General features: G+C 52.0%; 13 protein-coding genes. 4 read left to right on the top strand and 9 right to left on the bottom strand.

The genetic code is table 11. From position 1 onward, the window contains the following. Positions 1-142 precede the first annotated feature (142 nt). The 3 genes from B5477_RS00325 to B5477_RS15145 all read left to right on the top strand — a co-directional run bounded on the left by B5477_RS00325 (position 143) and on the right by B5477_RS15145 (position 2,584). A complete protein-coding gene (locus tag B5477_RS00325; protein WP_015544887.1) occupies positions 143-418 on the top strand; it encodes a metal-sensing transcriptional repressor in 276 nt (91 codons plus the stop codon). Between the two features lie 121 nt (positions 419-539). Further along, the gene (locus B5477_RS00320; protein WP_079697857.1) at positions 540-2,414 is read left to right on the top strand and encodes a heavy metal translocating P-type ATPase; all 1,875 of its coding nucleotides are present in this window, start codon (positions 540-542) and stop codon (positions 2,412-2,414) included. Then, positions 2,411-2,584, top strand: coding sequence for a hypothetical protein (locus B5477_RS15145; protein WP_187138714.1), 174 nt, complete (start codon positions 2,411-2,413; stop codon positions 2,582-2,584). Before B5477_RS00320 ends, B5477_RS15145 begins: the two co-directional genes overlap by 4 nt. Before the next feature lie 52 nt (positions 2,585-2,636). On the opposite strand, the gene B5477_RS00315 is transcribed toward B5477_RS15145, so the two are convergent. The 7 genes from B5477_RS00315 to B5477_RS00290 all read right to left on the bottom strand — a co-directional run bounded on the left by B5477_RS00315 (position 2,637) and on the right by B5477_RS00290 (position 9,070). After that, entirely contained in the window at positions 2,637-4,289 is a 1,653-nt protein-coding gene (locus B5477_RS00315; protein WP_079697856.1) for a recombinase family protein, read from the bottom strand. Positions 4,290-4,361: 72 nt separating this feature from the next. Continuing rightward, entirely contained in the window at positions 4,362-4,529 is a 168-nt protein-coding gene (locus tag B5477_RS15140) for a hypothetical protein (protein WP_009891878.1), read from the bottom strand. Between the two features lie 267 nt (positions 4,530-4,796). Then, positions 4,797-6,155 carry a virulence-associated E family protein gene (locus tag B5477_RS00310; RefSeq protein WP_079697855.1) on the bottom strand — a complete coding sequence of 453 codons (1,359 nt, stop codon included), beginning with the start codon at positions 6,153-6,155 and terminating at the stop codon, positions 4,797-4,799. Next, positions 6,115-6,768 carry a CHC2 zinc finger domain-containing protein gene (locus B5477_RS00305; RefSeq protein ID WP_079697854.1) on the bottom strand — a complete coding sequence of 218 codons (654 nt, stop codon included), beginning with the start codon at positions 6,766-6,768 and terminating at the stop codon, positions 6,115-6,117. The genes B5477_RS00310 and B5477_RS00305 overlap by 41 nt, the downstream gene beginning before the upstream one ends. Before the next feature lie 48 nt (positions 6,769-6,816). Next, positions 6,817-8,061 carry a serine/arginine repetitive matrix protein 2 gene (locus B5477_RS00300; protein WP_079697853.1) on the bottom strand — a complete coding sequence of 415 codons (1,245 nt, stop codon included), beginning with the start codon at positions 8,059-8,061 and terminating at the stop codon, positions 6,817-6,819. Positions 8,062-8,487: 426 nt separating this feature from the next. Next, a complete protein-coding gene (locus B5477_RS00295; RefSeq protein WP_015544885.1) occupies positions 8,488-8,793 on the bottom strand; it encodes a hypothetical protein in 306 nt (101 codons plus the stop codon). Continuing rightward, a complete protein-coding gene (locus B5477_RS00290) occupies positions 8,777-9,070 on the bottom strand; it encodes a hypothetical protein (protein WP_055221216.1) in 294 nt (97 codons plus the stop codon). The genes B5477_RS00295 and B5477_RS00290 overlap by 17 nt, the downstream gene beginning before the upstream one ends. 362 nt (positions 9,071-9,432) lie before the next feature. Between B5477_RS00290 and B5477_RS00280 the strand changes: the two genes are divergently transcribed. Beyond that, positions 9,433-10,281, top strand: a complete 849-nt coding sequence (locus tag B5477_RS00280; protein ID WP_015544883.1) for a helix-turn-helix domain-containing protein — start codon at positions 9,433-9,435, stop codon at positions 10,279-10,281. Between the two features lie 110 nt (positions 10,282-10,391). On the opposite strand, the gene B5477_RS00275 is transcribed toward B5477_RS00280, so the two are convergent. Next, positions 10,392-10,673 (bottom strand): DUF6809 family protein, encoded by a 282-nt coding sequence (locus tag B5477_RS00275; RefSeq protein WP_015544882.1) that lies wholly within the window; start codon positions 10,671-10,673, stop codon positions 10,392-10,394. A gap of 13 nt (positions 10,674-10,686) precedes the next feature. Then, positions 10,687-11,064 (bottom strand): TnpV protein, encoded by a 378-nt coding sequence (locus B5477_RS00270; protein WP_015544881.1) that lies wholly within the window; start codon positions 11,062-11,064, stop codon positions 10,687-10,689. Positions 11,065-11,168 lie beyond the last annotated feature (104 nt).

Raw genomic sequence — 11,168 nt, 5'->3', positions numbered from 1 at the left:
ATCAGCTCTTTGCCACAATGTCAAGTGGTAAATTCAAAGTTTGATATTAAGATGTTTGAGGCAAATTTCTTGACAAATAAATTGATTTGCCCGATAATATGAGATACAGATACCCCTAGCGGTATAAGGGAGGTGAAGGCTCATGAAACAATGTATGGATGCAGATAATCTTCATCGCCGTCTAAAAAAAATCATCGGACAGGTACAAGCGATTGACCGTATGGTTGATGAAGATATTCCTTGCGAAGACATCCTTGCACAGATAAATGCAGCGAAATCTGCACTTCACAAAGTAGGACAGGTTGTTCTGGAGGGGCATATCAAGCACTGTGTCAGAGATGGAATTGAACATGGCGATGCCGATAAAACGATTGCAAATTTTACAAAAGCCGTGGAGCGTTTTGCGAACATGAACTAAATATTTACAGGAAACCAGCCTCAATCGTCAGGCTGGTTTTTATTTTGTCATTGACAACCCATACCTGCATGGGTATAATAAACATATACCCATATAGGTATAGAAAAGGAGGGATTATGCCTTGAAAAAATTAGAAGAATTTCTGGAATGGGGAGGTGTAAAAAAAGATGTAACCTTCTTGATTTTGTCTGGAATCGCACTGCTGGCCAGCCTTTTGAACATCGAATTATTTCATGTTGATTTGGCGTGGGTAGCAATTATTTTGTGTGGTATTCCTATCATTCTGGAAGCGATCATTGGACTTGTCACAAAATTTGATATTAAAGCAGATGTCCTTGTTTCTCTCGCACTGATTGCGTCTGTCATAATCGGCGAAATTTTTGCCGCCGGTGAGGTCGCGTTTATCATGCAGCTAGGCGGCCTTCTTGAAGATTTAACGGTTGCAAAGGCCAGAGCCGGTATCGAAAAACTGGTTCACCTGACACCACGGACGGCACGCCGTATATCTGATGAGAAGGAAACCATCATTCCTGCTGAACAAGTACAAATCGGCGATACTCTGAGGGTGCTTCCCGGAGAAACAATCCCTGTTGACGGCACGATTTTATCCGGCCAGACCTCCATCAATCAGGCTGTTATGACGGGTGAATCCCTTCCGGTTGATAAAGGTGCCGGAGACAGTGTTTCCAGCGGAACTGTCAATCAGTTCGGTTCCTTTGATATGAAGGCCACAAAGGTCGGTGATGACAGTTCGATTCAGCGTATGATAAAACTGGTACAATCCGTTGATGCAGACAAAGCAAAAATTGTCGGGATTGCAGACCGTTGGGCAACGTGGATCGTTGTGATTGCCCTTTCAGCCGCTGCTTTGACATGGCTCATCAGCGGGCAGATCATCCGGGCTGTAACGATTTTGGTTGTCTTTTGTCCTTGTGCGCTTGTTCTGGCTACGCCTACAGCGATCATGGCAGCTATTGGCAATGCCACAAAGCATGGCTTTCTGGTTCGGGAAGGCGATGCTCTTGAGCGGCTTGCAGAGGTATCAAAAATCACGTTTGATAAAACCGGCACCCTCACCTATGGAGCCCCAAAGGTGGTTGCAGTAAAAAGTTTCTGCCCTGCCTGGACAGAGCAGTCGCTTTTCCGGCTCACAGCCAGCGCGGAACAGCGTTCAGAACATCCATTAGGGAAAGCAATCGTGGCCAGCTATAAACAACAATATCGAGATGGGCTGCAAATGCCGGATCAGTTTCATATGATACCGGGACAAGGAATCTCAGCAAAGGTAGACGCCTATGAAGTTGCGGCTGGCAATCTGGAATTACTCTCTGCAAAGCAAATTGATTTACCTGACAGTATGCGGGAGGAAGCGGCATCTTACCTGGAAAACGGAAGCACGATAACCTATGTTGCCGTCTCAAACAAAGCGATTGGCTTCATCGCCTTGTCGGATACGCTGCGGCAGGATGCTTCTGATACGATTACCCATATCAGGGAAACAAATGTTACTCCTGTATTATTAACCGGCGATAATGAAAAAGCAGCAGGATATATGGCAAAGCAACTCGGCATCCAAGAGGTTTTCGCAGGCTGTTTGCCGGAGGACAAGCTAAAACATATTGAAGATTTCCAAAACAATGGGAATCATGTCTGCATGATTGGAGATGGCATCAATGATGCTCCGGCATTAAAGAAGGCGTATGTAGGAATTGCCATGGGCGGAATTGGAAGTGATATTGCAGTCGATGCGGCAGATATTGCACTCATCAATGATAAAATCAGCGAACTTCCCCATCTTCTTCTCCTGGCTAAACGGATGATGGTTACAATTAAATGTAATCTCACCTTTTCCATGACCTTGAATTTTATCGCCATTATTCTCGCTATTACAGGTATATTAAACCCTGTTATCGGTGCGCTTGTTCATAATGCCGGTTCGGTTCTTGTAATCATAAATTCTGCATTTTTGTTAAATTGGAGGAAAAGAAGAAAATGATTGTTGCTATTATTGCAGTTCTAATCGGCCTTTTGCTAATCGGTGCTGGTGGATATTACTTTATTAAGGAAAAAAGTGATAAAGAATCTCGAAAAATTTATATGATAACGATGCTGATTGGAGTAATTATTGTAATCGGTGCATTAGTTAAAATTTTTTTGTTTAGGTAATACATATCAAAAAAGCCCCATCCCTCAATGGTTGAGAGATGGGGCAAACTGTTTACGCTGCAATCTCCGGGATTTCCCCGACAAAGTTATACACGATCCTGACTTCCTGCACCTTCTGGCCGTCCACCTTCTTGACCTCGCCGATCAGGATTTTGCTGATAAGCCGGTTCAGTACGGACTCGTCCAGTTCCTCAATGGCGGCATAGCGCCGGATTTCCTTGATAAAGGTTCGGACTTCGCTTTCCTGTGTGTCCGCCCGGCTCTGCATCACTGCCAGATCATGCAGGCGCTTCTGGTTGGCTTCCTGCTCCTGTTCCAGTGCCGCCGTCAGCTTCATAAATCGCTGTTCGGTCAGGACGCCTTTGGCCTTATCGGTGTACAGGCTTAAAAACATTCCGTCAATTTCCTGATTCCGGGCTTCCAGCCGTTTCCGCTCTTTCTCGGTCTGGGAAGCGTCTACCAGATACCGGCGCTCCATTCGGCTGCTGAGCCGCTGGTAAAACGCATCAGCGTCCTTCATGGCCTGCTCCGCCAATTCCTGTATATCCTTCAGCACCAGATTATACAAATCCCTTGCTTCAATCTTGTGGCTGGTACAGGCGTTCTTACCCAGCCGGTTATAAGTCTGGCAGATATAGTATGCCTTATCAATCGGCTCCCGGATTTCGCCGGTGAAGCGGTTTTTTCCGGTTCTGCCAACCTTTTCATACCGCACCTGCATCGACTTCCCGCAGGTGGCGCAGTAGACCAGCCCGTGGAACAGGTTATAGAAGGGGCAGGCGTTGCCTTTCATAATTGTGGGCCTGCGGTCAATGATTTCCTGCACCTGTTCCCATTCCTCCGGCGTCACAATCGCTTCGTGGCAGCCCTCGATGACCTCCCAATCCTCACGGGGGATAATGTCATAAGTATTGGAACGGATGCCTTTCTGGTGTGTCCGGCAGACAAGATGTGCGCCTTTATAAAAGGGATTCCGCAGGATATGGCTGATCCTTGCGCTTCCCCATGAATAGTAGTTCACGTCACATTCTGTATTGCTTTTTACTCTGGTAATGGGGATTTTATCCTCCATGAGCTGCTTTGCGATCCGCATACAGCCCCAGCCGTCCAGTGCCATATCATAGATTTTTCGGATCACCGGCGCTGTTTCCGGGTCAAGAATGAGATGCCCTTTGTCCTCCGGGTCACGCATCAGGCCAAGAGGCGGCTGCCCGCCGCAGAACTTTCCCTGCCGGGAACGGGTCATGCGTCCTGCCAGCACCTTTTTGGAAATATCCCGGCTGTACATATCGTTCAGGATATTCTTAAAGGGCGTGATGTCCATTTCCTGACGGGTCAGGCTGTCCACGCCGTCCGTGACGGCGATATAGCGCACATTGTGTTTGGGGAAAAAGATTTCGATATAGCTTCCAGCTTCGATATAATTCCTACCAAGCCTCGATAGGTCTTTCGTGATGACGCAGCCGATTTTCCCCGCCTCAATGTCAGCGATCATGCGCTGGAACGAGGGACGATTGAAATTGCGGCCCGTATAGCCGTCATCCACATAATACTCATACTGGAACATCCCATGCTTTTCTGCGAAGTCCCGGAGCATGAGTTTCTGGTTGCTGATGCTCATACTCTCATTGTCGCCGCCGTCATCCAGAGAGATACGGCAGTAGAGAGCGGTGATTTTTTCATAGACTTGTTTTTTCCTGCTCATAGCGTTCTCCTTCTATGAACAGGGACACGATACCATTATAGTACCATGTCCCCGTCCCTGAATCAACCGTTTTTACGCAGCTTTTTCTGCCATTTCCCGCTGATGACGCCATTCCTCGAAGTGTTCGCAGGTCTGGCGCTCAATAAGCTGCTCAAAGGCTTCCCGCATGGACTTCTCCCCGGAGAACTCCCGCACCACCACAAAACGGACTTTATTCTTCTGATTTTTGCTTTTTTCCATAGGCTACCTCCATAGAGTGGCAGGCCAGGCGGCAGCACCGGCAACGAAGTCCGGCAACGAACCTCCAAAAACCTGTAAACTACCGTCTGGCCTGTAAATCTTACTTTGTGAATTTTCTTGAAAAATCTCGTTGCTTTCGTTGCCGAAGATAAAGATAATGATTAAAATATCCCTTATTTACTGGCTTTTCCCGTATCCAGACAGGGAAATCCCCGGCAACGAACCCGGCAACCAACTGGCAACTATCCCGGCAACAGACCGCCATTTTCAGGCAATCCACTCCTTCGGAAGCTCCAACTGGCGGCATTCTTCCTCGCTCAGTTCCACAAATTCATCTTCGTTGCCGGGCAGTTCGTTGCCGGAAACCTCCCGTTCCCAGCCCTTCTGCCTGCCATATCCGGCGAACATCCTCGGATTGGAGAATGGCTTCCAGCCTGTCACCACCGTGTTCATGATCTCGTTGATATTGTGAAGCTGCCACCGCTTCGGTTCATCGTAGGTGTGGCCCAGCGCCTCCTTAAAAAGCTGTTTGGAGCAGACCATGCTGCCGGTGTAGTGTTCCAGAAAGCCCTGTATCTGTCCGGCCTCCGTGTCCTCCGGCATGAAATCCTTCTGCACCTCCACAAGCTGCCGCTGGATGGACTTGCTGAATTTCATGGAGTAGTGGCCGCTGCGGTAAACCGTCATGGCCTCCGCCCAGACCTGCAACAGGTAGGCTCTGGAAGCGTCCTCGTCCTCCAAAATGTGAACCTCCGCATTCTCCGGGTAAATCATGATGGGAAGGAAACGCCGGTTCCCGGCCCGGTCAAGGGGCAGGAAGTCCAGCGTGTTGGAAGAACCGCCGAACACACACTGCCGCAGCCGGTCTTTGGGCTGGGCCTCGTAGGGCGTCCGGTAGGTTTCCTTCTGGCGGCTGATGAACGAGCGGATTTCCTCAATGCTTTTGGCGCTGCTGGTCGCCAGCATCTCTGACATCTCGATGATCCAGTGGCCTTGCAGCTTCAAAAACACCCGGTCATCATCCAGCTTTTTCAGGTCGTCACTGAACCACTCGTCCCGGATCGCCAGCAGGCGGAAGAAGCTGGACTTGCCAGCCCCCTGTCCACCCACCAGACAAAGCATTTCCTCATATTTGGAGCCGGGAGAAAACACCCGCCGGATCGCGCCCAGCAGGAAGTGCTTTAACATTTCCTCCACATAGTCGCTGACCTCCGCACCTAAGAAGTGATGGAGACAGGAGCGGATGCGGGGCGTCTCGTCCCACACAAGGCCGTTCAGCACGTCCTGTATGGGATGGTAGCAGTTCTCATTCGCCACAATGGACAGGGCCGCCGTCATTTTCTTCTCGCTGGTCAGGCCGTAGTTCTGCTCAAAATAGAGAAGCAGATACTTCACATCCGTATCCGTCAAGGCGCTGGTGTTCCTGCGCCAGCCCAAATCCCGCACGATGTCCACCCGGTCAGTCAGGAGGTTCAGCCGGATTGCCCCACGCAGCAGCGGGTCATGGCAGAACACTGTCCGGCAGTTGCCGATGGTATTGGCAGGCTGGCCCTTCTCCGTGACGGAGAGGCTTTCCCTAACCTCGTCAACGCTCTGCTCCGGCGCTAAGGCTTCGGCTGCGCTCATGGCGGCCTGCCGGGTGGCTGGCGGTAAACTCTGATATTCGCTGCTCAATCTTCCTCACCTCTTTTCCGTATTCAGCGACCACGCAGGCCCGTTCCTCCATACTGCCGGACAAAAGAATATCCAGCAGATACTCCGTGTACGGCTTTTTTTGCAGGGCCTCCACAAACAGCGGGTTCCATGTTTCCTCCGGCGTCTGCGGGGCATATTCCTTCTCCCAGCGTTCCAGCAGATGCAGGTAATCACACAGCACCCGGAAACATTTCTGCTCCGCCTGCCGGTAGCGCAGTTCCTCGCTGATTTTCCGTTTGACCGGCCTCCTGCGGGGCGGGTCATGGCCTTTGGCGTCAAAGCTGACCGAGAAATCCTCCGCCAGCTTCAAGGCCGCCTCTTTTTTGTTCAGCCCGAACAGACGGGCGGTAAAATCAATCACATCCCCGTCCGCCTGACAGCCGAAACAGTGGAACCGGCGGTCAACCTTCATGCTGGGATGTTTGTCATCATGGAAGGGACAGCAGGCCATCCCGTTCCTGCCGACCTGCACTCCGTAAGATTCCGCAGCCTGCCTTGTGGGGACAGCCTGCTTTACCGCTTCAAACACATTCGATTTTCTCACCTCCAGACAGAGAAAAAGGCACCCGGTTTCCGCAGGAAATCAGATGCCTTACAACTCCATATCCTGTTTCTTTGTAGGGGCAATCCGCCCCTCCCGTTCCCAACGCTCCCGGTTATCCCGGTCAGCGTTGATCTTTGCCTTTGCCAGCATATCCATAATGGATTCTTTGGCTTTCTTCTTGACCTGCTCCTTCCCGGCCTGCTTGACCTCCGGCTGCATCAGCGTCCGCTGGATTTTTGCCAGAGCGTGCTGCATGGCGTTTTTGATTTTGGTAATGACCCCATCCAGACGCTCAGCGGCATACTCACGTTCCTTTTTCGGGGCTTTCCGTTCTGGCGAAAGCACCCATTTTTTCGATTCTTCCACCAGACGAATATCTTCCTTGTGTGTCTCCTGCCGGACGGTATCGGTCACGACCTCCACCGCCTTGTCATAGGCCGCATCGGAAACATCATCTAACAACGTCTCCACGTCTTCGATTTTGAGCGTCAGTTCTTCCAGCTTCTGCTCCTGCGCCGCAAGCTGCTCCTTCTGCTTCATCAGGATATAATCCTGTTTTTCCAGATAACCCCGCCCGCCGTAGGACGGCTCCTGATCCAGATGCAGCCCATGCCGTCTGGCGATGTCAAACAGGATCGTCCGGCAGACCGCATCAAAGGTCTGCTTGCGGTTGTTATTCCGGCCTTTGGGCTTCTCCGGGTTGGGGAGGGGGATGCCAAGTTCTTCCAGCGCCTTTTCCTGCTGGGGGCACAGTTCCCCGTAGCGGTTCTCGCAGTCAAAGACGTGCCGCTCATGGATGTGGGGCGTCCCCTCGTCCAGATGGAGCGCCCAGTCTAAGATGTGGATATGGGAACTGAAGCGGCGCTCAAATTCCTCATAAAATTCATTGACAATGGAAAAGAGCGTATCCGGCGGGACGGATTCTCCCATCGTGCCGATCTGGTAGATGCTTTCCTCCGGGCAGGTCTTGTTGTTTTTCAGCAAGTCCTCCACGGTGCGGTTGCGCTCCGTGTGGCGGGTTTTCTCATTCCGGGCGTTCTGGGCCTCCACATGGCCGCCGTAATGCTCGTAGTAGTACATCCGCTCGATTTCCTCAAAGCTGAAATCCGGCTGCTCCGGGTTCTCCCGGAACTCATGGGTGGTAAAGCCTCGGTAGCAGTCCCAGTAGACATTTTGCCTTGCCCGTTCTGCGTCAATGTGTTCGCTGTTCTCCACATCGAACCGGCGGTCATTGTGGCGGGGATTATAGGTGCCATGCTTGCCGGAGCGCCCATTGTGTCGTGTCAGTTTCAAACAGATTTCCTCCTTCCTGCGAAGATGTTCTGGGGCCGGGGAAGGGGCGGCGAAGCCGCAAATCCTGCGAATTTTGCGTCAGGTAATACCCAGTACGAGTTGACGCAGGCATCAACTCTCCCTAGGCAAGGCGTTTCACCCTTGACCCGATGGGGCGGCTGCCCTCAACCCGCCAATGGGCGTTGCCCCTTGGCCCCAGCAGTGCGCTGCCGCCCCTGCACCCCGGCACAAAGGGCTGGCTGCCCTCTGTACTCCCGCACCGGCGAAGCTGGCTTCCACCGCAGAAGCGGTGTTTGCCAGTTTCACCGGCTCCGTATCCGCACATTTGCGCCCATAGGCGGGGAATGGATACGGAATACGCCTGCGGGGATTGCCGGTCAAAACAGCGGGTGCAGACCCGGCATTTTTCCGTAATTCGCCCCGATTTCAAGCGATTTTTTCTTCCGCTCCCACCACCTGAAAGCCATGCTCCTTTGCGTACTCCCTTGCGGCGGCTTTCCGTTCCTCGCTGTACGGCGGCACCAGCCGGATCGACAGCCGGGACTTGTCCAGCACATAGGTCACGCTGCCCTCCGGCGTGCTGCGCTCCAACCGGCACAGCAGCGGGTACTTCCGGCTGAAATCAGCCAGCCTGCGCTTCAAGCTGGCGTTGAAGGTGTAGATGCTGGCAAGGTTCTCCGCCTCGTTCCAGTTGATGATGGTTTCTTTCTCATACTTAGACAGCTTCCTCATACAGATCCTCCTCATAATCAGTGTAAGATTTTAGCACACGCAGGCTGCGCTTGAGACGGCGGTACTCGTCCATCTCCATGCGCAGATGGTGGTAAAAATCCTCGTACCAGCTTTCGCCCACCTCCGTCTCCACCTTCCGGGCCAGCCCCAGCATCCGGCGTTTGGCCTCCGGGTCAACTGTCAGTGCCGTCAGCCATTTCAGCCGTGTCACCGTGTTGTGGTGGCTGGGACAGCCGTAAGCGTAAAGAATCTTCTTTTCTTTCATGCTCAGTGTCATAATGATTTCCTCCTTTTCTTTGCTGCGGAGCCATACGCCCCGCATGATAAACTTGTTTCCTGTCCGCCGGTCTGCCTGCAAGCCGCTCCTGCCCGGAATTTCTCCCGGCGTATCGGCGTCTTTGGTGCGCTCGATTTCTGTCCTGGCGTCACTTCCCCGGAGGCCATACCCCTTGCAGCCGGTCATTCGATTTTCAAGGTTCTGTGCCTGTCTGCAAGAACCAGTTTACCGAAAAAAGAGGCCCTTTCCCGTATATCCAAAACGTCGGAAAAACGCTTGAAATCCGCATATTTCCACGCTTATGGAATCGTGCTATAATGGGTGTAATCACTGAAAAACGATAACGAGAGAGGGGGCTTTGGATGTACGCAAAGCTGACAATCCCGGAGCGGCTCAAAGACCTGCGGGTGGTAGACAAGCACCTGACGCTGGAACAACTGGCGGAGCAGACCGGCCTGTCTAAATCCGCGCTGGGAAAATACGAAACCGATGACTACAAGGACATCAGCCCGTTTGCGATTGCAACGCTGGCGGACTTTTACGGCGTGTCCACCGACTATCTGATGGGGCTGACGGAAAATAAAAATCACCCAAACACAGAACTTCAATCTCTGCATCTGAGTGATGATATGGTGGAACTTTTGAGCAGCGGCAAAATCAACAACCGGCTTCTCTGCGAACTGGCTACCCACCCGAATTTCCGGCGGCTGATGATAGATATGGAAATCTGCATCGACCAGATCGCCAATATGCGGGTGGAGCAGATGAATCTGGTGTTGGAGGCAACCCGGCAGACCGTCATGAGCAAGTATGCGCCCGGAGAAGATGACCTCTATATGCGGACGCTGGAATTGGGGCAGGTGCAGGAAAGTGACTTTTACAGCCACGTTATGCACGATGATCTGGACAGCATCGTCCGGGACATCCGGGAAGCACACCGCAAGGACAAGACCACCGCCGACCTGCAGCCCACGCTGGATGATGTGAAGGAAAAATTTGAGCAGGCCATAGGGCAGGGCAGCGATACAGAAATGTTGATCCACGAGTTCTGCGATAAGTTGCAGATACCCTTTGAGAAGATTTCCTCGGAGGACTTCTCGGCGTTCCTGCGGATACTGAGCCTGTCCAAGCAGCTCAAAAGCCCCAACAATATGAGAGGAAAGGCCAGCCCCATCCCGCCCAACCGCAAGGCCAGACGTAAGCGGAAGTGAAATTGAGCGGCAAAAAAGCCATCCGCCGGTTGATTGGCAAATGGCTTTTGTGAAGCTGTATTCTGTTGTGGTGGTTGTTCCCAGTTTGGGAACAGCCATTATTGAAGATGCTATTCTTTGTCTTTCTGCGACACCTGCGCATGGGCTTCCTGCTGGACAAGCAGCCCCGCCGAAAAGCCGTATTTGAAGTGGCTTTCGTTTTCCTCACACTGAGCGATTGCCACCTGCTCCCGCAGTTCTTCAACCAGTGTATAGTCCTCTTTGCTCAGACGCTCCGATAAGGCGTCCATCAGGGCGGCGCTGGCTTTGACTGCCTGCTTGAACCTCGGTGAATCAGCGACCACCGTTTCACATGGATAAAATCTGCCGTTATACATTTCTTCCAGAATCATGCGCCCACCTCCCTCAGACAAAAATCATCTCAGACAGAATGATTTCCTCTGCCCGGCTGCGGATGTTGTTCATGTCCCTGACCCATGCAAGCTGGTTACGGGCTTTCAGTTCCTCATTGACGCCCTCCGCCTCCTGCATCTGCAAGACGATACACGCCAGCCGGTCAGCGGCCTGTTCGTTCAGGTCAGCAAGATATGTCCAGAGTTTTCCAGACAGAAGCAGGGCATTGTATTGGCCGGGACGGTGTTCTTGCAGAAACACTTTGTGCATCCGGCCCCACCGCCCAATGGGGCGGCTTTCCTTCGGCAGCTCCAGATCGGGAATGTAGTAGTCTCCCACCAGAGTGTAGCTGATGCCGTTTTGATGGATTTCCTTTGGTAAATGCTCCATATTCGACCTCCTGTATTCAGTTTTTTCAGAATCCAGTTGATCGTGTCCCTGTTCATGATAAATTCAAGGCAACTGAACTCTTCACGAACAAGTATGGCATATCC

The organism is Provencibacterium massiliense (assembly GCF_900169495.1).
Taxonomy (GTDB): Bacteria; Bacillota; Clostridia; order Oscillospirales; family Ruminococcaceae; genus Harryflintia; species Harryflintia acetispora.
This window is presented reverse-complemented; position numbering and strand designations above follow the sequence as displayed.

Coding starts and splice junctions, on each gene's coding strand:
- B5477_RS00325 (WP_015544887.1), top strand. CDS start 143: ATGAAACAATGTATGGATGCAGATAATCTTCATCGCCGTCTAAAAAAA.
- B5477_RS15140 (WP_009891878.1), bottom strand. CDS start 4,529: ATGGAAAAAAGCAAAAATCAGAAGAATAAAGTCCGTTTTGTGGTGGTG.
- B5477_RS00310 (WP_079697855.1), bottom strand. CDS start 6,155: ATGAGCGCAGCCGAAGCCTTAGCGCCGGAGCAGAGCGTTGACGAGGTT.
- B5477_RS00280 (WP_015544883.1), top strand. CDS start 9,433: ATGTACGCAAAGCTGACAATCCCGGAGCGGCTCAAAGACCTGCGGGTG.
- B5477_RS00275 (WP_015544882.1), bottom strand. CDS start 10,673: ATGATTCTGGAAGAAATGTATAACGGCAGATTTTATCCATGTGAAACG.
- B5477_RS00315 (WP_079697856.1), bottom strand. CDS start 4,289: ATGAGCAGGAAAAAACAAGTCTATGAAAAAATCACCGCTCTCTACTGC.
- B5477_RS00290 (WP_055221216.1), bottom strand. CDS start 9,070: ATGACACTGAGCATGAAAGAAAAGAAGATTCTTTACGCTTACGGCTGT.
- B5477_RS00270 (WP_015544881.1), bottom strand. CDS start 11,064: ATGGAGCATTTACCAAAGGAAATCCATCAAAACGGCATCAGCTACACT.
- B5477_RS15145 (WP_187138714.1), top strand. CDS start 2,411: ATGATTGTTGCTATTATTGCAGTTCTAATCGGCCTTTTGCTAATCGGT.
- B5477_RS00295 (WP_015544885.1), bottom strand. CDS start 8,793: ATGAGGAAGCTGTCTAAGTATGAGAAAGAAACCATCATCAACTGGAAC.